The sequence below is a fragment of the Planobacterium oryzisoli genome (assembly GCF_015354315.1).
Lineage (GTDB): Bacteria > Bacteroidota > Bacteroidia > Flavobacteriales > Weeksellaceae > Planobacterium_A > Planobacterium_A oryzisoli.
In genome coordinates, this window is record NZ_JADKYY010000006.1 from 1 (window position 1) to 21356 (window position 21356).

Genomic DNA, 21356 nt, shown 5'->3' on the forward strand with positions numbered 1-21356 from the left:
AACTGTCCTTTAATTGGTAGCTTGTTTTTGGAAATCAGTAAAAATTAAAAATTAATAAACTGATATGCAATAAGATAAAAAATAAATAATCTATAACTTAATGTTTATCGGACGAGGATGATTTCTTTTATAAAAAATAATTTCTGTCATTAGTAGTGTTAGAGCTACGAGTAAGCAAAAGAATAATGCATTCTTTAAATTGCCATAAAAAATATTTTCAACCATCACTTGATATTTTATTAATTAGTTTTTTAGATAAGTTTCAATTCCGGTATCATTTCGGCCGCTTCTTTCATTTTTGCATCTACAATTTTTGCATAAATAGCAGTGGTTCGTATCTCTCTGTGTCCAAGTCTTTTCGAAACTGTATAAATATCAGCTCCATTTTCTAATAATAAAACAGCATTGGTATGCCTTGCAGAGTGAAAAGTAATATGTTTAGGTACGCCAGCTCTATTACACCAGCGAACTAATTCGGTATTGTAAGTCATTCCGTATTTCAAACCTCTAAAAACTCGATCTTGAGGACGTTGTCGTTCTCCAAGCAATTCCCTCGCTTGTTTTGAAATATATAAATACTCAACTCCATTAGTTTTTTCTTGTCGAAAATTAACTTTGGTAAAATCTCCTTCATCTCGAACTTCACTCCATACCAATGTATTTATATCAGACCAACGAAGACCAGATAAACACGAAAAAATAAAAGCTGATTTTAGCATTGGATATTTACATTCCGCTTTTGCTAAAGATTGCAGTTCATCAAAAGTTAAATATTCTCTTTGACTTTCAGCTTGTTCAAAAGATTTTACTTTAGAGGCATAATTAACCGTGAGATAACCATCTTCAAAAGCTTTTCGGATGGACGCTTTAAATTTATTGAAATATGAATATTTCGAATTTTGTGATAATGGAAGATTGCTTTTAGTTAAGGCTTCACTTTCAAAATAATTTTTCACTCGCTTTATAAAATTTTCGTCAATTTCCTCAAAAGCAAAATTAGGTGAAACTATTTTTTTCAAATGTTGAAACGTAGAAAACCAGTTGCCGTAATTATTCGAAGACTCCTGCTTCATTTTTTCATCCGTTAATTCAGAAAAGAAAGCCAGAAAGGTTCGTTTAGATTTCGTTCTATTTTTTAAGTCAAACTTACCTTGTAAATATTCAGCTTTTCGTATTGCTAGCACACTTTCAGCAAAAGTAAATCCCTCTTTATTGTGCTTTTTCTCAGCTGGATTTTTGGGATCTGAAAAGAGATAGGTATCTAGGTTCTCAAAACTTCGTAAATGTCTTCTTTTACCTTCAGCATTAATTTCTGATCCACGATAGTATTCAATGGAAAGGCTTATTCTTCCATCTTTCAATTTTCTTTTATTAATTGAGATTTTCATAAGTTTGCATTTGTACTATTTTGTACTACTTTAACAGTATTTACAGTTTAAAGTAGTACATATTTGGTAACAAAAGTACAAACAAAGTCTTATAAACGAAAATAAAGTTTACATAAAATACTGTAAATCAAACAACGGAATACAAAAGAAACTAAAGGAAAACAAATTTATTTCCCGATACAAAACTTCGAAAATATATTTCCCAACACCTCATCATTTGTAAACTCTCCAGAAATTTCCCCCAAAGACTCAAGTGCATTTCGAAGCTCATACGCTAGTAGTTCCGTCGTCTGAGTTTCCTCGATAGACTCTCGTACAGATTTTACAGATAATAATGATTTCTGCAGTGATTCGTGATGCCTTTGACTTGTGATAACTACATTATCTTCATCACTTTTCAAATTATTAACATAAGCATCTAGGCTTCCTTTCAGAATATCTATTCCAGTCTTTTCTCTAGCAGATAATTTAATAATTTCAAAATCTGTTGAATCACCTATTAAATTCTTAACTGAATTGTCAAATATATCAGAATCATCACCCGTCAAATCAATCTTATTATGAAGTAAAATTATCTTTAAATCCTCCCGATAAACTTCCTTGACAAACTGTGCTATTTCCTCTGGAGTATTTTCTAATTCATCGTAGAGATAAAGAAGGATTCGGGCAGAAGCTATCTTTTCCTTTGCTTTTTTTACTCCTATCGCTTCAATAGTATCGGTAGTTTCTCTTAGGCCTGCAGTATCTATAAACCTAAATGCAGTGCCGTTTATATGAAGCACTTCCTCAATAGTATCTCTAGTAGTTCCAGCAATATCACTTACAATGGCGCGCTCTTCCTTTAAAAGTGCGTTTAGAAGCGTAGATTTACCCGCATTGGGTTTCCCGATAATTGCTACCTCTACTCCATTTTTAACTGCATTTCCGTAGGTGAAGCTCTCAATCAGATCCTTAAGTTTTGCTTCTATACGATCCAGTAGCATTAAGAGCGCTGTTCGGTCGGCAAACTCCACGTCCTCCTCGGCGAAATCCAGTTCCAATTCTACTAAGGAGGTGAAATTCAAAAGATCTGCTCTTAGCGCCTTAATCTCCATAGAGATTCCGCCTTTTAGTTGATTAAGCGCAAGTTTTCTAGAAGCCTCGTTTTCACTGGCAATAATGTCGGCGATTGCTTCAGCTTGCGAGAGATCAATACGGCCGTTAAGGAACGCGCGCATAGTAAACTCTCCGGCTTTGGCCATTCGGGCGCCGTTTTTTATTAGGACCTCTAAAATTTTCTTTGCAATGTGCGGGGAACCATGAAAAGATATCTCCACGGAATTCTCCGTAGTAAAGGTTCTGGGCGAATGGAACACACTTACCATTACTTCATCGATGGTTTCTACTCCGTCCATGATAAATCCATAGTGCACCGTATGGGAAGTGGCTTTCGAAAGGTTCGTCCCTTTAAATACCTTACCCACTACTTTGAAAGAGTTTTCTCCCGAAACACGTATAATTCCAATGGCACCGACCCCATTAGCGGTGGCAAGTGCGCAGATTGTATCTTGATTCATAGAAAGCAAAAGTACAAAATCTCTCTCTGGCTTTACCTCCCGTAATAAAAAAGGCAGGAACCTTAAAAAAAGATTCCTGCCTTGAAAAAAAAGTATTCTTCTAACTAGAAGATCTCTCTACCAGAAAAATGGAAAGAAGCCTCGATTGCTGCATTCTCATCGGAATCGGATCCGTGAACTGCATTTTCTCCAACGCTTCTTGCAAATTCCTTACGGATAGTACCTTCTGCAGCTTCCGCTGGATTAGTAGCACCGATGAGTTTTCTAAAGTCTTCCACTGCGTTCTCTTTCTCAAGCACAGCAGCTACGATTGGACCTGAAGACATGAACTCCACTAGTTCCCCGTAGAAAGGTCTCTCTGCATGTACTTCGTAGAATTTCTTAGCATCAGAAACCGTTAGCTGCGTAAGTTTCATAGCTTTGATTTTGAAACCTGCCCCAGAAATTTTTCCTATGATGGCTCCTATGTGTCCGTCCGCTACTGCGTCAGGCTTAATCATTGTGAATGTGATATTTGACATCTATTTAAATTTTAGAGCGGCAAAGTTACAAAAATCTCCCTATATTTGCCCCGTAAATTCAATGCATTGAGAGCGTTTCTGTTTTGGCACAGATGTTGTTAATTTAGATTCGATTCTCATGTTTAATTTGAGTTTTCATGGTTATTAGTTTTTACCCAGCTTCGGCTGGGTTTTTCTTTTTTACCATGCATTCTCCTCCTCGGCTTCTTCCATGAGCTTAAGGTAGGTAACGTACCGTGATTCCTCGATTTCGCCCTCATCAATGGCACCTAGTACTGCGCATTTGGGCTCGTTGATATGCATGCAGTTGTGGAACTTGCATTCCCTTCCTTTCTTAAAGATCTCTGGAAAATAATGCTGTAGTTCTTCTTTCTCCACATCAATCATTGCAAACTCCCTAACTCCAGGCGTATCTATAACGCTTCCTCCGAATTCCCAAAAATGCATCTGGGCAAACGTGGTGGTATGCTTTCCTTTTAGATGCGTCTGGGATATTTCTGCAGTCTTTAAATCGAGCGATGGTTGCAGGGCATTAACGAGCGTAGATTTTCCACTTCCGGAGTGTCCAAAGAATACGCTGGTCTTATCCTTAATCAGCAATTTAAGGGTCTCTAAATTAAGTCCGCTGTAGGAAGATATCTCCAGGGACTCATAGCCGATTTCAGCATAAATGGCTTTAATCTCTTCAATGATATCTATCTCCTCAGTGCTAAGCACATCCATCTTACTGAAAAGAATCACAGGAGTAATCCCATAGGCCTCACAACACGCTAAAAACCTATCCAAAAAACCCAGGGAAGTTTCCGGATGCTTCAGCGTAAAGATAAAACAGGCCAAATCAATATTGGAAGCTATGATATGGGCCTCCTTCGAGAGGTTTACTGATTTTCGGATCAGATAGTTTCGCCTGGGCTCAATCTTGGTAATCCAGGCGATATCGTCCTGCTCCAATTGAAACTCCACTCGGTCTCCCACGGCCAGAGGATTGGTGAGTCGGGTCTTTATAAGCTTAAATTTCCCTCGAATCCGCGCCTCGTACACCGTAAGAGACTCCTGCTCCTGCACCTGGTACCAGCTTCCCGTAGATTTTATTATAAGACCTTTGTTACTCAAGTTAAGATAGTAGTATTTACTTATTGATCATTACTCCGTTTTGAATCTCAATAGACTCTTCGTGTATAGCTTTGAACAGCTTCTCTACGAAATCACGATTCATTCCGGTTTCTGAGGCCTTCTGCGTAGCGTATTCCGTGATGGTCTTCCAGCGCTCAGGCTGAAAAATAGCCAGGTTGTTCTCCTTTTTCACCGCACCGATCTTCTCTGAGAGCTTCATGCGCTGGGAAAGCAGTTCAATAAGCTGCATATCGATATCGGAGATGACCCTCCGGTGGCTCTCCATAACTCCTTCATAGCCTTCGATTCCCGTAGTTCGGGTCTCGAGCTTGGCAATCATCTCGGCCAGGGTCTCCGGTGTGATCTGTTGGGCCGCATCGCTCCAAGCTTCGTCCGGATTCTCGTGCGTTTCAATCATTGCCCCGTGGTACCCCACATTTAGTGCTTCCTGCGCTACGGAAAAAAGACCCGTGCGGTTCCCACAGATATGGGAAGGATCCACAATCATCGGGATACTCGGATACTCATTCTTAAAGTCCAGGGCTATCTGCCAGTTAGGCGTGTTTCGGTATTTAGTTTTTTGGTAAGTTGAGAAACCACGGTGAATAACCCCGAGGTTTTCTATTCCCTGTCCTAAGAGCCTCTCGAGCGCTCCAATCCAAAGGGCAAGATCTGGATTCACCGGATTCTTCACCAGAACTATTTTCTTTGTGCCTTTTAGGGCCTCGGCAATCTCCTGTACGGTAAAAGGATTTACTGTGGAGCGCGCTCCAATCCATAGGATATCCACATCCGCCTCTAGGGCCGCCTGTACATGCAGCGCGTTAGCCACTTCAGTGGCCGTAAGAAACCCGTAGTTTTCCTTTACTTTCTTAAGCCATCCAAGGCCAATCACTCCTACCCCTTCAAAGCCGTTGGGTTTTGTCCTAGGCTTCCATATTCCGGCTCTAAATACCGGCACCGTGGCACCGGAATTCTTAATGCGCTCTGCGGTCTGGAGCATTTGGGTCTCACTTTCCGCAGAACAGGGTCCTGCGATAATCAGTGGACTCTCAAACTGCTGGATCCACTCGTTTTTTAATTCTTTCAGATTCATTGTCGTTGGGCCCTTAAAAAAGGGTCGTTATTGGCGTAAAGGTAAAATTTAGCTACAAATAAAGTTAATAATCACGAGAAATCAAACTTGAATGCCTCATGAAGCTTCAGAAGGGAAGGATTTATCTCAGCCATTTGCTCAAAGATTTTCCTGGAAGTAAGGATTTCCTGTTTAAGGGCAATATCCATACGGTACTCAATCTCTAGTTTAAAATGGTTCACTTTATGTCTAAAATGATTAAAGAACGTACCCTGCACCTTTTCAAACTCACTGCGCGCCGTCTCGGAAGGATAATGGATAAGAATCTCGTTCTCACCTTGTTTGACAAGTTTAAATCCGTTGATCGCATTATAGAGAAGTACGTTCTCCCCACGCTGCTGCTTTAAAAACAGTTCCCACTCGCGGTCCAGATCCGTCTGGGTAAAATGGCTCTGAGGAAGGGCCGAAGTATCTTCTTCTATCACTACTTCTTCCTCCTTCTCCTTCTGCTGCAAGGCCTCTGTGATACTGAACCTGCTTTTTCTTATGGGGGTACCAAGCGGCTTACTGGTGATGGGAAGTGGCGCTGGCTTTGGCTGATCAGGCTTTGCCGCGGTTTCCTTAGGTGCAGCAGGCGTAGCTTCAGTAATTGTAACGGAAGCAGCATTCTCATTAGTTGGCATGGAGGCCGGATCAGCCACTTCGCCCGAGCCTTTTTTAAGTGCTGAGGGTGGGAGTATTAAGAACTTTTTTTTTTAAGGGATGCTGCAGCACCCAGCGAGCATAACTGCATCAGAGCTATTTCCACCGTAAGACGTGGATTCTTGGAATTCTTATAGTTGATATCCGCCTGGTTGCAGATTTCAATGGCATCAATAAGTTGTTGCGGGCTCCACTGCGTACTCTGGTTCTCAAATTTCCCGCGGGTATTTTCCCCTACTTCAATTAAAGAAAGCGTGGAAGGGCTTTGCGCCATCATAAGATCGCGGAAATGATTGCCAAGACCTGCAATGAACAGGTGCGCATCGAACCCACGCTTGATGATTTCATTAAAGCCACTTAAAACTTCGCTCATCTTTCCTTTCTTAGCCTGATCGGCTATCTGAAGGTAGTATTCGTAGTCCAGAACATTAAGCACCTCGGCTGCTTTGGAAAGGGTAATGTTTTTTTGGGTAAAGGTACTTAAGCGGTCAAATATTGAAAGGGCATCCCTCAGGGCACCGTCCGCTTTCTGAGCAATAAGATACAGGGCATCGTCTTCGTAGGTGATTCCCTCCTTCTTAGCAATGCCGCGAAGATGGCTCTGGATGTCCTCAATGGAGATTCTCTTGAAATCGTAAATCTGGCACCGGGAGAGAATCGTAGGAATGATCTTGTGTTTCTCGGTGGTAGCCAAGATGAAGATGGCATGGGCCGGGGGCTCCTCCAGAGTCTTTAAAAACGCGTTGAAGGCGCTCGAAGAGAGCATATGCACCTCATCGATAATATATACCTTATAGGTTCCGGTTTGGGGGGCAAAACGTACCTGATCTATAAGAGCGCGGATATCGTCCACCGAATTGTTGGAAGCCGCATCGAGTTCATAGATATTATAGGAAAATCCGTCCTCTGAGGTAGATCCGTCCCGTTCGTTTATCTTTCGCGCCAGAATCCGTGCGCAGGTGGTTTTCCCTACGCCTCTGGGCCCGCAGAAAAGCAGCGCCTGGGCCAGTTGGTTATTGGAAATGGCATGTTCCAGCGTATCGGTTACATGGGCCTGTCCTACCACAGAGTCGAACTCCTGGGGGCGGTATTTCCTGGCCGATACAATGAAATTTTCCATAGCCCAAAAATAGACTTTTTACGCCAAAAAAAAAACTTTGCCTAGGAAATCTCTTCCCGGGCAAAGTCTTAATTATTTGAAAGAAGGTACGTCCTCTTTTAGAGCCTTAGCACGCGCACCTCAATCCTGCGGTTCATCGCCTTACACTCCTCGGTATCGTTTGCCTCACAAAGCGGATACTGCGATCCGTAGCCTTCCACTTCAATGCGGTCGGCAGCGATTCCCATTTCCAGAAGCTTAAGTTTTGCCATCTCGGCGCGAAGCTTGGAAAGATTCACGTTGTTCAGTTCGTTTCCGGTATTGTCCGTGTAGCCCCCTAGTTTAACCCTAAGGTTTGGATACGCATTCATAATCTCAGCCAGATTCACTAGACTCTGCTCGGAGCCCGGCTGTATGTCCGCGCTGGAGCTTCCGTAAAATACGTTTTCAAGAGTATACCATCTGCTCTCATCAAGCAAGGACTTGTCCTGAATGCGAATCTTATCGTAGAATTCTCTAAGCTGTGAATTTGCTCCCAGTGCAATTACTTTCTGGTTGGAAAGCTGAATTTCCTGTAGTTCTCCAGTCTCATAGACAAATTCTCCGTCTTCGTTAAGCGCTCCCACAACCTCTGTGGTATTGACCGGCATAGCGGCGTCATAAGATGGATTCAGTGGATCTACTACGATCGGAGTTCCCTGCATCTTTTCCGTTAAGGTTTGATAGTCCGCAGCGCGGTCCGCTGCAATCTTCTCGGCATGCATGGAAGCAAGGGTTGGTGCAATAACCAGTGATACGATACTCATAAGCTTAATGAGAATGTTCATGGATGGCCCCGAGGTATCCTTGAAAGGATCTCCCACAGTATCTCCCGTAACGGAGGCTTTGTGTGGCTCGGATCCTTTATAGAAAGTCTGCCCATTAATGTCCACTCCCTTTTCAAAGGATTTCTTGGCGTTGTCCCAAGCTCCTCCGGCATTGTTCTGGAACATTCCCATAAGTACCCCCGATACGGTAGCTCCAGCAAGGAATCCACCCAATACTTCCGGTCCCCAGATAAATCCAACCAGTAGCGGAGAAATTAGGGCTACGGCGCCAGGAAGAAGCATCTTTCTAATGGAGGCGTCGGTAGAGATCTCTACGCATTTTTCGTACTCCGGCTCAGCTTTTCCTTCCAGAATCCCTGGAATTTCACGGAACTGGCGGCGCACTTCCTCTACCATGGCCATCGCGGCCTCTCCTACCGCGCGAATGGCAAGAGAAGAAAAGATAAAAGGAATCATGGCTCCTACCAATAGACCTGCCAGTACATCGGCTTTATAGATATCAATACCGTCGATTCCTGCAATTCCTACAAAGGCCGCAAAAAGAGCTAGGGCTGTAAGGGCCGCCGAAGCGATGGCAAAACCTTTACCGGTTGCTGCCGTTGTGTTTCCAACCGCATCTAAAATGTCGGTACGTTCACGCACTTCCTTCGGAAGTTCACTCATCTCTGCGATCCCTCCCGCATTGTCTGCAATCGGACCAAAAGCGTCGATAGCGAGCTGCATGGCTGTGGTGGCCATCATACCGGCTGCTGCGATTGCTACACCATAGAGTCCTGCGCACAGGTACGATCCCCAGATACCTCCCGCCAAAACAAGGATAGGAAGAAGTGTGGATTCCATACCCATGGAAAGTCCCCCGATGATATTGGTGGCGTGTCCCGTGCTGGATTGCTTTACGATGCTTTTTACTGGACGCTTACCCATCGCGGTATAGTACTCGGTAATAATACTCATTAAAGTACCTACGACCAGTCCTACCATTACCGCCCCAAATACACCCATTTTGGTGAATTCAAATCCCCGGAGCACCATCGTGTCCGGTAGTAAGAAATTAGTTAAGAAATAAGTAACGATCGCGGTAAGTACTATACTTCCCCAATTACCGAAGTTCAGTGCATTCTGCACCTTATGGGTGGACTCTTCCCCGTCGTCGCTGATGCGCACAAAGAAGGTTCCTACAATGGAAAAAATGATTCCGATTCCGGCAATAAGCATTGGAAGAAGGATCGGTGCGTACCCACCGTACGCATCATTGGAAAGGGTTTCCCGTCCCAGGACCATCGTAGCAAGTACAGTAGCTACATAGGATCCGAAAAGGTCGGCGCCCATTCCGGCTACATCCCCCACGTTATCCCCCACGTTATCTGCAATGGTAGCAGGATTCCTTGGGTCGTCCTCAGGAATTCCGGCCTCGACCTTACCTACCAGGTCGGCCCCGACGTCAGCGGCCTTGGTATAGATACCTCCACCCACGCGCGCAAAAAGCGCAATGGACTCTGCTCCGAGGGAGAATCCAGTAAGGATTTCGAGCGTACGCTCCATCTCTACCGAGTCGGTAGCTGCGCCAGGGGCAAAGATTTGCTTTATTATAAGATAGATGGCGCCAAGACCCAGTACCGCAAGACCTGCTACGCCCATACCCATCACCGAGCCTCCTGCAAAGGATACATGCAGCGCTTTGGAAAGAGAAGTACGGGCCGCCTCTGCGGTCCGAACGTTGGCCTTGGTGGCGATCTTCATACCGATATACCCGGCCGCCGCACTAAAGATGGCTCCCGCAATGAAGGAAATCCCGATGCTCCAGTGGGATTTTTCATGACTGAAACCCATGATAGCCAAAAGGATGGCTACAATGACTACGAAGTACGCCAGAATACGGTATTCCGCCTTTAAGAAAGCCATAGCGCCGTCAGCGATGTGTCCGCTGATAGAGCGCATTTTTTCATTTCCTGCATCCTGCCTACTCACCCAGTTGCTCTGAACAAATGTGTAGACAAGTGCAATCACCCCAAAGAGGGGGACCAACATGAATAGATCCATAAAATCAAGTTTTTTTGTTAATTAAGTGTTAAATATAACAAAAAAGTCTTGGGATACAGGCTCTACTCTAAGAGTTTTTTTGACAAAAAAAAGACTTCCCTGAAAAGGAAGTCTAGTATACTATATAGCCGTGGGAGCGATTATCCGCCAAATTTACTAGCGTAATCCCTCTTGGAGGCTTCAATTACTTCGCGGGCATGCGCAGCTCCGTATACATCGTCGATGCGGCATTTTGCAGGCTCGTCCGGAAGGTTTTTATACGTTAGGAAATAATGCTTCAGACGCTTTACCTCTGCGTCCGGAAGCTCCGAAATATCCCGTACGTGTCCAAAGGCGTGGTCTCCTACCATTACCGCTACGATCTTATCGTCGGCCTCTCCCTTGTCGATCATCTTGAATCCCCCGATAGGAATAGCCTCCATCACAAGACCTCCTCCATGGATATTATGGGAAGAGAGCACCAGGATATCCAGGGGATCCAAATCTCCGGTCTCCACATCGGTGGAACCGTTGTCAATGGCCAGCTGCATCACCTCGTCGTGGCAGTAGGTACGTGGGATAAATCCGTAAAGTGCGGGGATGATATTGGAAAACTGCTGCGGACGGTCTACTTTCAGGTAGCCGCTCTTTTTGTCAATTTCGTATTTGATGGTATCGGAAGGTACTATTTCAATAAATACATTCACGACTTGTGGAGAGTTCTCTCCGGCAGAAATACCGTGCCAAGGATGCGCTTTAAAATTTGGAATCATTGCGTCTTTTATTTCGTTCTCTTGTTTAAGTTAGGTTCCTCTTTGTTAAAAACGAAACGAAAAAAGAAAATCCTTCCACCAGAGGAGAAAGACTTTTGAAGTGTCCCCTGCCAAAAAATAGCAAGGTGGTTGCTTTCGGTTTTAACCGTGCAAAATTACTAAATAATTGCAAGAAATCCCCTAAAAAGTTTTCTTTGAAATTTTGGGGGTTTTAGGACGGGTTCTGGGTTGGGATTTTTCGGGTATTCTCTTAATTCAATGGGCTCTTAAGCAAAAAGCTCCAAGCGCGGTATTAAAGAATAAGACCGTCTTTCATTACCAATTTGCGGTCGGTAATCTCTGCCAGCTTGGGGTTATGGGTCACGATCACAAAGGTCTGGTTGTACTTATCGCGCAAATCGAAAAACAGCTGGTGCAGATCGTCCGCATTCTTAGAATCTAGGTTTCCCGTAGGCTCATCGGCGTAGATGATTTTAGGCGAGTTGATAAGGGCTCTTGCTACGGCAGCCCTCTGGGCTTCTCCACCGGACATCTCGCTTGGTTTATGATGTATTCTTTCGGCAATATTAAGATCTTCAAACAGACGGTAGGCCTTCTCAAGGCTTTCCTTTTCGCTTTTGCCGGCAATCCGCGTAGGAAGAAGCACATTCTCCAGAGCCGTAAACTCGGGCAGTAGCTGGTGGTACTGGAACACAAATCCAATATTCTGGTTGCGGAACCTGGAAAGTTGCCTATCGTTCATGCTTAGAAACGACTGCCCGTCCAAAGCGATGGTGGTACCGTACTTACTGATTCCCGAAGGACGGTCCAGGGTACCTAAGATCTGAAGCAAAGTGGATTTACCGGCGCCGGATTCTCCGACAATCGATACTACTTCTCCTTCCTTAATATGTAGGTCTACCCCTTTGAGTACTTCCAAATCCCCATAGGACTTGTGGATATTGCTCGCTCTAATCATAGGTTCAAAAATATTAATATTTTTCTACATAGGAGATAAAAAAAAGACCCTTCCGCACTTTGGTAGCTGGGAAGGGTCCTAAAATATAATCTAAAGCACCTGCTTAGAGAAGTAGCGTTAGAGGCTGCTCTAGATAGGTTCTTAAAGTTTGTAGGAATTCTGCTCCGGTGGCTCCGTCAATCACCCTATGGTCACAGGCCATGGAGAGCTTCATGGTATTTCCAACCACGATCTGTCCGTCTTTTACAACCGGTTTCTCTACGATGGCCCCTACGGAGAGGATCGCGGAGTTTGGCTGGTTGATGATGGAAGTAAACGTCTCAATTCCAAACATCCCCAGGTTGGATATGGAGAATGTAGATCCTTCCATTTCGTTGGCTTTAAGACCTTTGGACTTGGCTCTAGAGGCCATATCCTTCACTGCTGCAGAAATCTGCGTGTATTTCATATAGTCCGTGTTCTTAAGTACCGGTACTACCAGACCGTCCGGAATGGCTACCGCCACGCCCACGTTGATGTCTCCGTGGTGGATGATCTTATCCCCTGCCCAGGAAGAATTCACCTGAGGGTGTTTTCTAAGGGCCATGGCAGTGGCTTTAATGATCATATCATTGAAAGACACCTTGGTATCAGGAAGGGAGTTTATCTCCTTGCGCGCTGCGATGGCTTTGTCCATATTTACCTCTACAATAAGATAGTAATGCGGCGCAGAGAATTTACTCTCAGAAAGGCGCTTGGCAATGATGTTACGCACCTGCGAGTTCGGAGTCTCGGTGGTTTCTCCACTTACTACGGCCTGAGCGAACTGCGCCGCCGATGGCGCTGCAGTAGTTTTGGCTTCTGCTCCAGAAGGGGATTTTGCCGCCGAAGGAGTAAATCCTTCAATATCTTTTCTTACGATGCGTCCGTTCTCTCCCGAGCCTTTCACCTGCGTAATATCGATTCCTTTCTCCTTGGCCATTTTGCGTGCCAATGGGGAAATTGCAATCCTTGCCTCGTTGGAGCTTTCGCCTTTTGATTCTTCAGCGGTTGCTGTAGGAGCCTGCTGCGAAGTGGATTCAGTAGGAGCTGCTGCTGGCGCTTTATTTTCCTGTTTTTTAGGTGCTCCAGAAGTAAGGCCCGAAACATCGGTTCCTTCCGGACCAATGATGGCAAGGACGGAATCCACTGCGGACCCTTCGCCTTCTTTCACGCCTTGGTAGAGAAGCGTCCCGTTTACCTCGGCTTCAAAATCCTGAACCGCCTTATCGGTCTCGATCTCTGCAAGAATGTCTCCTTCCTTTACGCTGTCGCCTACATTCTTATGCCATTTAGCTACCTTCCCCTCGGTCATTGTATCGGAAAGCCGCGGCATGGTAATTACCTCCACTCCTTTAGGAACTTCTACGCTGGAGGATTCTTTTTCTACGGGCTCTGTGGTTTCTACAGGGGTTACATTCCCTTCTGTTTTGGTTTCTTCAGGAAGACCTTCTGCAGCGCCTGTGGTTCCACCCGAAGTAAGGGAAGAAATATCTTCGCCTTCTTTTCCAATGATTGCTAGAATGGAATCTACCGGTGCGCCCTCACCTTCCGCTACGCCTACATACAGTAAGGTACCCTTCACTTCGGATTCAAAATCCTGAACGGCTTTATCGGTTTCAATTTCAGCGAGCACGTCTCCTTCGTTGACGGCATCCCCTACTTTCTTGTGCCATTTTGCCACTTTACCTTCCGTCATAGTATCGGACAGGCGGGGCATTGTAATTACTTCAGCCATATGTTTATTGTATTTGATTTAAAACAGGGTCCCTTATCCAAAGACCCCGAGATAAATGAAAGGTTTATCAATTAGTTATTTTCAAGCTTGTCCAGGAATGGATAGTCCTCCTGTGCGTACACATATTCATAGATTTTCTCTGGATCCGGGTACGGAGACTGCTCCATGAATTCCACGCACTCCTCCACAAAGTCTCTGGAAGCCTGGTCTTTTTGCTCCAGTTCTTCTTCACTTGCCCATCCGTTGGAAAGGATACGTTCTTTAAGGAGTTGGATCGGATCGTCCTGCTTGCGCATTTCCACCTCTTCCTTGGTTCTGTACGGTTCTGCATCCGACATAGAGTGTCCTCTATAACGGTAGGTACGCGCTTCGATGAAGGTTGGACCGTCGCCTCTTCGGGCGCGTTCTATGGCCTCGTAGGCAGCCTCGGCTACTTTCTCTGGATCCATGGCATCCACTGCAAGACAAGGCATCTCATATCCTAGTCCTAGTTTATAGATGTCTTCGTGGTTAGCGGTACGTTTCACGGAAGTACCCATTGCGTATTGGTTGTTTTCAACTACGAATACTACCGGAAGTTTCCAGTTCATGGCCATATTGAAGGTCTCGTGCAAAGAGCCCTGACGGGCAGCCCCGTCGCCAAAGAAACAGATGTTCACCGCTTTGCGGTCAAAATACTTATCTGCAAAGGCTATACCCGCACCTAGTGGAATCTGTCCACCGACAATACCGTGTCCACCGTAAAAACGGTGTTCCTTGGAGAATATGTGCATAGAGCCACCCATACCTCCGGAAGTTCCTGTGGCTTTACCGCAGAGTTCTGCCATGATACGTTTTGGGTCCACTCCCATAGCCATCGGATGGATATGGCAGCGGTACGCTGTAATCATGCTGTCCTTGGTCATGTCCATGGCATGCACAAAACCGGCGGGAATTGCTTCCTGCCCGTTGTATAAATGTAAAAAACCTCTGATCTTTTGTTTTAGGTAAAGGCTTCGGCACTTGTCCTCAAACCTTCTCCACATGGTCATGTCCGAATACCACTGCAGGTATACCTCTTTAGAAAATTCCTTCATTGTCGTTGAAATTATTAGGCAAAAATAGGAAAAATTCTTGGTGTAGGGAAAGATGAAGCGCCAATTTAAGGAACTAAAAGTCTAATAAAAATCATATTTTTGCTACCATACCTACTCCTATGGCCCAGAGCGTTCCAAGTGCCGATACTCTACTGATCCGGATATCGAAATTCATCTCGAATTTCTTTAATCCCTTTACCTCTCTGTTAGTTTATCTGCTTTATTACAACCTTACTACTTTTCCCTTTAAGGATGCCCTCTGGGAATTTGTACCCAAGATCCTGATTTTGGTGGTCCCCATTACGCTCTGGATCTACTGGAACGTACGCAAAGGGAATTACTCCAATATGGATGTCTCGAACCGGCAGGAGCGCAAGAGCCTTTATGTGTTCATCCTGGTATGCATGCTCGTGTACCTGCTCTTTAGCTACATGTTCCAGGAGTCCTTTGATCTGGTCATGCTCTTCCTTTTGGTGCTTATTATCCTTATGCAGGTGAGTAATTACTTTATAAAGAGCTCCATGCATACGGCCCTGAATGTGTATACGGCTGCCCTTTTCGCCGCTGTAAGTCCTCCTATAGGGATCCTGTGGATCCTTATTGCTGCCCTTGTGGGCGCCACGCGCGTTATACTAAAGCGCCACACCACCCGCGAGGTAGTAATGGGCGCACTCATTGCAGCAAGTATTTCTTTTATATACCTTTATATAGTAATCCAACACAACCAATAAATGAAGATAAGCCCCCTGACTTCCTCAGAGAAAGAGTTGATGCTGCTGCTCTGGAAACTGGAATCCGCATTCATGCGCGAGATCATGCAGGCGCACCAGGAGCCCCGGCCGCACCAAAACACCATATCCACGTATTTGAAGATTCTTGTCGACAAAGGCTTCTTACGGACCGAGAAACACGGACGCATCTTCCGCTATTCCCCAGCAATTGGAAAGCAGGACTATCTGCGCTATGAGCTGGAGCAGCTTCTAGGGGAATATTTCTCAGGCGATGGAAATGCCTTGGTTGCCTTTCTTCTGCAGCAGCGCATGATAGAGCCCATTGAAGAGACTTCTCCTACAGAGATTATTGAGATTGCAGAAAAACAAGTTCCCTCCCTGGAGGAAGAAAAAGGCGAAGCGCTTAAGGAAGAAATCGCGCAGTTTGTTCGCGAACTTGTAGAGAATACAAAACCTAATAAAAAGAAAAATTCCAAGAAAAAGAAGGCTGCCAAGTCTTCCAAAAAGCCTAAAGACTCTTCTAAAAATAAAAACAAAAAGAAAGGCTAGTCCTTTTACTCAGTTAGTTTAATCTTAACGCCCCTGCCATGAACGAAAAAGTACGCCCCGCCTTTGAAAAGACCATCGAGGTGGCTATGCGCTATCCAATGGTGCTCACCTCTGCCCTTATTGCTGCCCTTAGTCTGGTAACGGTTCTGGAACTGGAAAATTCCGACCGGTGGTTTACGGTCCTTAAACTTTTTTTTACCTCGGCCCTGGGCATCTCCCTATTCTTTGCGATTCATACCGCAACCGACCACCTTAGAACGCGCATGCTCTACCAACTGGTGGGCCTGGGCCTTTTAGGCACATTTTACCTCTCACTGCCCCGGGAGGAAAAATCCTTTACCGAGATGTACGCTTTTATTATCCTTCCCAGCTTTGTGCTCTCGCATCTTCTGGTCTCCTTTTTGGCGTTTGTTTCTGAGAAAAAAGAGCAGGGATTCTGGAATTTTAATAAGAATCTATTTATTAATGTGTTTCTTACGGGCGTTTTCACCGGTGTGCTGACCCTGGGAACCGTCCTTGCCATCTTGGCTGTAGATAAACTTTTTGACCTGGACCTAAGGGAAGAGATTTACCCGAAGACGGCCGCCTTCTTAGGAATCTTTGCCAGTACCTTTATATTTCTGTTCTTTTCTGGAAAGGGTCGAAAGGAGCTGGAAAAACCATCGGAATACCCCCAGATACTTAAATTTTTCACCCAGTTTGTGCTGATTCCACTGCTGCTTATCTACGTAGTGATTCTATACCTCTACGGACTTAAGATACTTATTAATTTTGAGCTTCCAAGAGGCTGGGTAAGTTACCTGGTTTTAGGATACGGACTGGTGGGCACCTTAGCGCTGCTACTGGTGCATCCCTTGCGCCACGAAAGCAAAGGATGGGTACGACTTTTCCGCCGTATTTTCTATCTGCTACTAATGCCGCTGCTGGTCCTTTTGTTTGTAGCCATCTTCTTTAGGATTCTTCAATATGGATTTACCGAAGCAAGGTATATAGTGCTTCTTCTCTCCGTATGGCTTACTACTATGGCACTTTATTTTTCCTTTTTCCGCGCGCCTACCATACGGATGGTTCCCATATCGCTGTTCCTTTTGGGCCTTGCAGGCCTTTGCCTTCCTTTTGTTAATATGTTTGATGTCTCTGCCTCGAGCCAGAAAAAGGAGCTTTTAAAGACGCTAAATAAAAACAGCATGCTTTCCGGAAGCACGGTGGATTTCAGCCGGAAGGTTTCGGATTCCACGGCAAGGGAAATAGCCGACAAGATGAACTACCTCTACGAGCGTAAACAGGCCGATTTTGTCCTCTCGCTGCTGGAGGAAAAAAAGCAGATCAGTCTTTCTAAGGTTCTCTCAAAGGAAACTTCGCCAAGTAATATATACCCTACCGTCATGAGCTGGTTCTCTACCCTTCCCACCCCTGCCAAAGCACCGGTGGTACTTCAGGACGCTAGTAAACTCATTGCCCTTTCAGGATACGACTACCTGGTGCATATCCCACTGCATGGAAGCAGCAGTTTCTCCATCGGAGAAGATACTTTTACTGTGCACAGCGCAGTGCAAGAGCAAACCCAAAGTCTTAGCCTAACGCTAAACGGTAAAGAAAAAGTGGAACTTCTACCGCTTCTTAAAACTATGTGGGACAAAGAAACAGGACAGGAACTTTCCGGGTCTTCCCGGATCGGTCCATACAGCATAAAGATCCAATTTCAAAGCATGGAGCGTTATGGAGAGGCTGGAAGAATAGGTTTTACCTCTGGAATTCTTTTATTAAAAAGAGACTGAAGTTGTACTTTATAGTAAAAGTACTGGAATTCGCCAAAGGGTTTGACTCCACAAGTTCTCGTGCTATAATAATGGTGAAAGTATTGAGAGAAAATACGTAATTTTGCCACTGCATAAAAAACACTATTTCTTATGATCCAAATTACTCTTCCAGACGGAAGCATTAAAGAATTCGAATCGGCTGTAACGCCTCTGGATGTTGCTAAAAGCATCTCCGAAGGCCTGGCACGTAATACCATCTCCGCGGTGGTGAACGGCTTGCAAGTGGAAACCACCACGCCTATAACAGAGAATTCCACGGTGCAACTTCTTACCTGGAACGACGATTTGGGAAAGAAAGCGTTCTGGCACTCCTCTGCCCACCTTTTAGCCCAGGCCATCATGGAATTTTATCCCGAGGCTAAACTCACCATTGGTCCAGCCATTGAGCAGGGCTTCTACTACGACGTGGATTTCGGAGAGGAGTCCTTAAGTGAAAAAGATTTTGAACGCATCGAAAAGAAGATGCTGGAGAACGCCAAGAAAAACTCCACCTTCTCGCTCTATGCCGTATCCAAGGAAAAAGCCCTGGAAACCTATAAAGACAACCCGTACAAGACCGAACTTATCTCGAATTTAAACGACGGGGAAATCACGTTTTGTACCCACGAGGATTTTACGGATCTGTGCCGTGGCGGACACATCCCTTCCACCGGGATTGTCAAAGCCGTAAAAGTGCTAAACGCCGCAGGGGCCTACTGGAGAGGAAACGAGAACAACCCACAGCTAACGCGCGTGTACGGTATTTCCTTCCCTAAACAAAAAGACCTTACCGAATATCTGGAAAGACTCGAAGAGGCCAAGCGCCGCGACCATCGTAAACTCGGTAAAGAACTCGGCATCTTTGCTTTTTCTGAGAAAGTAGGTGCGGGACTTCCCCTTTGGCTGCCTAAAGGTGCTGCACTAAGAAAGAAGCTCGAAAATTTCCTTTCGGATGCACAAAAAAAGGCAGGGTACGAGTTTGTAATGACCCCCCACATAGGTAATGTAGATCTTTATAAAACTTCCGGACACTTTCAAAAATACGGAGCCGACAGCTTCCAGACCATAAAGACACCGAACGAAGGCGAAGAGTTCATGCTTAAGCCTATGAACTGCCCGCACCACTGTGAGATCTACAAGGTAGGTCAGTGGTCGTACCGGGACCTTCCCAAGCGTTTTGCAGAATTTGGTACCGTATACCGCTACGAGCAATCGGGCGAGCTTCACGGCCTTACCCGAGTAAGAGGATTCACCCAGGACGATGCCCACCTGTTCTGTACGCCGGACCAGTTACTGAGCGAATTTGAAGGGGTGATCGATTTGGTATTATACGTATTTAGAAACCTGGGATTTGAAGACTTCATCACTCAGGTATCGCTTCGCGATCCTGAAAACAAGGAAAAATACATCGGTTCGGACGAGAACTGGAAAAAAGCCGAAGAGGCTATCATTACAGCTGCTGCCAACAAAAACCTAAAGACAGTGGTGGAATACGGAGAGGCGGCCTTCTACGGACCGAAGCTGGATTTCATGGTAAAAGACGCCCTGGGCCGGAGCTGGCAGCTGGGAACCATCCAGGTGGACTACAACCTTCCGGAGCGCTTCGACCTTACCTACATAGGTAACGACGGGGAGAAACACCGCCCGGTAATGATCCACCGCGCACCGTTTGGATCCATGGAACGCTTTATAGCCATCCTTTTGGAAAACACGGCGGGGGATTTTCCGCTTTGGCTTGCGCCAGAGCAGTTTATCGTGCTTCCTATTTCTGAAAAATACGTGGATTATGCAAAAAAAGTTTCACAATTCTTAGAAAATCACGATATTAGCGGCCTGATTGACGAAAGGAACGAAAAGACAGGTAAAAAAATCCGCGATGCGGAAATCAGTAAGTATCCTTTCATGCTCATCGTGGGTGAAAACGAAGCCCAAGAAGAGACAGTGTCGGTTAGAAAGCGTGGCGAGGGAGATCTGGGCACTATGAAACTCTCGGATTTTGCCCTTTATTTCAAGGATGCCGCAGCGCTGCACAGTGAATTTGGAGCGTAAGGCAACTAGAGAGCCATAAAATAAACAGTTAACTTAAAATTTAATACAATAGCACAGAAATTTCATTACAGAGGCAGAGGCCCACAGAGACGTCCCCAACAGGAGGACGCTCATCAGATTAACGAGAAGATCCGCGCAAGGGAAGTTCGTTTAGTGGGTGAAAACGTAGAACCGGGAGTCTATCCCCTACCCAAGGCACAACAGCTCGCCAAAGAGCTAGAGCTGGACTTGGTAGTTATTTCTGACAAGCAGGAGCCTTTTATTGCAAGGATACTGGACTATAAGAAATTCCTCTACGAGCAAAAGAAAAAACAGAAAGAACTCAAAGCCAAGCAGGTAAAAGTGGTGGTAAAAGAAGTTCGTTTCGGACCTCAAACCGACGACCACGACTACGAGTTCAAGAAAAAGCATGCGGAGAAATTCCTTGAAGAAGGATCCAAACTTAAGACGTATGTGTTTTTCAAAGGTCGTTCCATCATCTTCAAGGACCAAGGAGAAATCCTTCTTCTGCGTTTGGCGCAGGACCTGGAGCATGTAGGAAAAGTGGACCAACTTCCTAAGCTGGAAGGAAAAAGGATGATCATGATGATGAGTCCAAAGAAACCTGCCAAATAGATTGCATCTAAATCAAAATACAATGTGACCTGCCCTTAGGCAGGTCCTTTTTTTTATTCCAGAACGAAGAAGTCCTCCTCTAGAGTATAAACCAGATAGTACCCAGCGCCTTCTGGATAAAGTACCGCATCGCCATGCCAGGGTTCCAATAGGTCCTCGGTAGGAATCTGTCTCAAGTCTTTCCCTTGAAATTCCACCAGGACCGGATACCGGAAATAATAGAGATACATCCGATCTTCTAAGGAAGTTGCACTTTTCTTTACTTCTGATAAGAATTCTCCTATTGTAGAGGGTGGGTGTTGTAGCGGGGATCCGGCAGGAAGGTAGCGGAACGGAGTCTGGCTGGGATACTTTTCAAGTAAGCGGTTTATGGCTTCAATCTGCTGCGTACTAGTAAGAGCACTTAGACCATCGTCGTGGTATGGTGCGTTCTTTAAAGCAGCCTGGACTATTTCTATAGAAAACTCCCCTTGTAGCACCATTTCTTTAGGCGTAAAGGTAATTCCTTTTTTCTTCCACTCGGAAAAGAGCTCTATTTGCGGCTTAAAATCCGATTCAAGCAGCTCCTCAAGCTTTATTTTCTCTTGCAGTCGGGCCCTTTTTTCCTGCAGCAGTTCTTTTTTTTCCCTATCCATACCCTTGGAGTTTGGCTTAAAATTAATGCATTTAAATGATTCATACTAAAGCGTAAATGAATTCTTTTGGCGCACTCCATATAAAGTTAATGCCTGCCCAGTACTTTGAACCAAG

18 protein-coding genes are annotated in these 21356 nt (G+C 45.1%); 5 read left to right on the forward strand and 13 right to left on the reverse strand.

Features of this window, described 5'->3' with window-relative positions:
* Window positions 1-251: 251 nt before the first annotated feature.
* The 12 genes from IC612_RS05700 to pdhA all read right to left on the reverse strand — a co-directional run bounded on the left by IC612_RS05700 (window position 252) and on the right by pdhA (window position 14863).
* Complete coding sequence (locus IC612_RS05700; RefSeq protein ID WP_194739221.1) at window positions 252-1388, reverse strand: tyrosine-type recombinase/integrase; 1137 nt, start codon at window positions 1386-1388, stop codon at window positions 252-254.
* Window positions 1389-1555: 167 nt separating this feature from the next.
* Window positions 1556-2944 (reverse strand): tRNA uridine-5-carboxymethylaminomethyl(34) synthesis GTPase MnmE, encoded by a 1389-nt coding sequence (mnmE, locus tag IC612_RS05705; protein WP_194739222.1) that lies wholly within the window; start codon window positions 2942-2944, stop codon window positions 1556-1558.
* A 104-nt stretch (window positions 2945-3048) separates the two neighbouring features.
* Window positions 3049-3465, reverse strand: a complete 417-nt coding sequence (locus IC612_RS05710; protein WP_194739223.1) for a nucleoside-diphosphate kinase — start codon at window positions 3463-3465, stop codon at window positions 3049-3051.
* A gap of 180 nt (window positions 3466-3645) precedes the next feature.
* Window positions 3646-4578: a ribosome small subunit-dependent GTPase A gene (gene rsgA, locus IC612_RS05715; protein ID WP_194739224.1), complete on the reverse strand. Its 933-nt coding sequence runs from the start codon at window positions 4576-4578 to the stop codon at window positions 3646-3648.
* A gap of 16 nt (window positions 4579-4594) precedes the next feature.
* Complete coding sequence (locus IC612_RS05720) at window positions 4595-5674, reverse strand: chorismate mutase (protein WP_194739225.1); 1080 nt, start codon at window positions 5672-5674, stop codon at window positions 4595-4597.
* A 71-nt stretch (window positions 5675-5745) separates the two neighbouring features.
* Window positions 5746-6354, reverse strand: a complete 609-nt coding sequence (locus tag IC612_RS05725; RefSeq protein WP_194739226.1) for a hypothetical protein — start codon at window positions 6352-6354, stop codon at window positions 5746-5748.
* Between the two features lie 38 nt (window positions 6355-6392).
* Window positions 6393-7475 (reverse strand): DNA polymerase III subunit gamma/tau, encoded by a 1083-nt coding sequence (dnaX, locus tag IC612_RS05730; RefSeq protein WP_194739227.1) that lies wholly within the window; start codon window positions 7473-7475, stop codon window positions 6393-6395.
* 98 nt (window positions 7476-7573) lie between these two features.
* Entirely contained in the window at window positions 7574-10321 is a 2748-nt protein-coding gene (locus tag IC612_RS05735) for a sodium-translocating pyrophosphatase (protein WP_194739228.1), read from the reverse strand.
* Between the two features lie 140 nt (window positions 10322-10461).
* Window positions 10462-11073 (reverse strand): inorganic pyrophosphatase, encoded by a 612-nt coding sequence (locus tag IC612_RS05740; protein ID WP_194739229.1) that lies wholly within the window; start codon window positions 11071-11073, stop codon window positions 10462-10464.
* Between the two features lie 292 nt (window positions 11074-11365).
* Window positions 11366-12031 carry an ABC transporter ATP-binding protein gene (locus tag IC612_RS05745; protein WP_194739230.1) on the reverse strand — a complete coding sequence of 222 codons (666 nt, stop codon included), beginning with the start codon at window positions 12029-12031 and terminating at the stop codon, window positions 11366-11368.
* Window positions 12032-12134: 103 nt separating this feature from the next.
* Window positions 12135-13787, reverse strand: coding sequence for a pyruvate dehydrogenase complex dihydrolipoamide acetyltransferase (locus IC612_RS05750; protein WP_194739231.1), 1653 nt, complete (start codon window positions 13785-13787; stop codon window positions 12135-12137).
* A gap of 71 nt (window positions 13788-13858) precedes the next feature.
* Window positions 13859-14863, reverse strand: coding sequence for a pyruvate dehydrogenase (acetyl-transferring) E1 component subunit alpha (gene pdhA, locus IC612_RS05755; protein ID WP_194739232.1), 1005 nt, complete (start codon window positions 14861-14863; stop codon window positions 13859-13861).
* Window positions 14864-14982: 119 nt separating this feature from the next.
* On the opposite strand from pdhA, the gene IC612_RS05760 reads away from it, so the two are divergent.
* From IC612_RS05760 to infC, 5 genes are all read left to right on the forward strand, one after another.
* The gene (locus IC612_RS05760) at window positions 14983-15594 is read left to right on the forward strand and encodes a phosphatase PAP2 family protein (RefSeq protein ID WP_194739233.1); all 612 of its coding nucleotides are present in this window, start codon (window positions 14983-14985) and stop codon (window positions 15592-15594) included.
* The gene (locus tag IC612_RS05765; protein ID WP_194739234.1) at window positions 15595-16143 is read left to right on the forward strand and encodes a BlaI/MecI/CopY family transcriptional regulator; all 549 of its coding nucleotides are present in this window, start codon (window positions 15595-15597) and stop codon (window positions 16141-16143) included. It begins immediately after the preceding gene.
* Window positions 16144-16181: 38 nt separating this feature from the next.
* On the forward strand, window positions 16182-17921 hold the full coding sequence (locus IC612_RS05770; protein WP_194739235.1) for a DUF4153 domain-containing protein: 1740 nt from the start codon (window positions 16182-16184) through the stop codon (window positions 17919-17921).
* Between the two features lie 132 nt (window positions 17922-18053).
* Entirely contained in the window at window positions 18054-19991 is a 1938-nt protein-coding gene (gene thrS, locus IC612_RS05775; protein ID WP_194739236.1) for a threonine--tRNA ligase, read from the forward strand.
* A gap of 48 nt (window positions 19992-20039) precedes the next feature.
* Window positions 20040-20606 carry a translation initiation factor IF-3 gene (gene infC / locus IC612_RS05780; RefSeq protein WP_317173995.1) on the forward strand — a complete coding sequence of 189 codons (567 nt, stop codon included), beginning with the start codon at window positions 20040-20042 and terminating at the stop codon, window positions 20604-20606.
* Window positions 20607-20659: 53 nt separating this feature from the next.
* On the opposite strand, the gene IC612_RS05785 is transcribed toward infC, so the two are convergent.
* Complete coding sequence (locus IC612_RS05785; RefSeq protein ID WP_194739237.1) at window positions 20660-21241, reverse strand: hypothetical protein; 582 nt, start codon at window positions 21239-21241, stop codon at window positions 20660-20662.
* Window positions 21242-21356 lie beyond the last annotated feature (115 nt).

What these genes read in the sequence shown, in the direction of transcription:
- IC612_RS05700 (WP_194739221.1), bottom strand. Translation starts at nt 1,388, where the DNA reads ATGAAAATCTCAATTAATAAAAGAAAATTGAAAGATGGAAGAATAAGC.
- mnmE (WP_194739222.1), bottom strand. Translation starts at nt 2,944, where the DNA reads ATGAATCAAGATACAATCTGCGCACTTGCCACCGCTAATGGGGTCGGT.
- IC612_RS05710 (WP_194739223.1), bottom strand. Translation starts at nt 3,465, where the DNA reads ATGTCAAATATCACATTCACAATGATTAAGCCTGACGCAGTAGCGGAC.
- IC612_RS05720 (WP_194739225.1), bottom strand. Translation starts at nt 5,674, where the DNA reads ATGAATCTGAAAGAATTAAAAAACGAGTGGATCCAGCAGTTTGAGAGT.
- dnaX (WP_194739227.1), bottom strand. Translation starts at nt 7,475, where the DNA reads ATGGAAAATTTCATTGTATCGGCCAGGAAATACCGCCCCCAGGAGTTC.
- IC612_RS05735 (WP_194739228.1), bottom strand. Translation starts at nt 10,321, where the DNA reads ATGGATCTATTCATGTTGGTCCCCCTCTTTGGGGTGATTGCACTTGTC.
- IC612_RS05740 (WP_194739229.1), bottom strand. Translation starts at nt 11,073, where the DNA reads ATGATTCCAAATTTTAAAGCGCATCCTTGGCACGGTATTTCTGCCGGA.
- IC612_RS05745 (WP_194739230.1), bottom strand. Translation starts at nt 12,031, where the DNA reads ATGATTAGAGCGAGCAATATCCACAAGTCCTATGGGGATTTGGAAGTA.
- IC612_RS05750 (WP_194739231.1), bottom strand. Translation starts at nt 13,787, where the DNA reads ATGGCTGAAGTAATTACAATGCCCCGCCTGTCCGATACTATGACGGAA.
- pdhA (WP_194739232.1), bottom strand. Translation starts at nt 14,863, where the DNA reads ATGAAGGAATTTTCTAAAGAGGTATACCTGCAGTGGTATTCGGACATG.
- IC612_RS05760 (WP_194739233.1), top strand. Translation starts at nt 14,983, where the DNA reads ATGGCCCAGAGCGTTCCAAGTGCCGATACTCTACTGATCCGGATATCG.
- IC612_RS05765 (WP_194739234.1), top strand. Translation starts at nt 15,595, where the DNA reads ATGAAGATAAGCCCCCTGACTTCCTCAGAGAAAGAGTTGATGCTGCTG.
- IC612_RS05770 (WP_194739235.1), top strand. Translation starts at nt 16,182, where the DNA reads ATGAACGAAAAAGTACGCCCCGCCTTTGAAAAGACCATCGAGGTGGCT.
- thrS (WP_194739236.1), top strand. Translation starts at nt 18,054, where the DNA reads ATGATCCAAATTACTCTTCCAGACGGAAGCATTAAAGAATTCGAATCG.
- IC612_RS05785 (WP_194739237.1), bottom strand. Translation starts at nt 21,241, where the DNA reads ATGGATAGGGAAAAAAAAGAACTGCTGCAGGAAAAAAGGGCCCGACTG.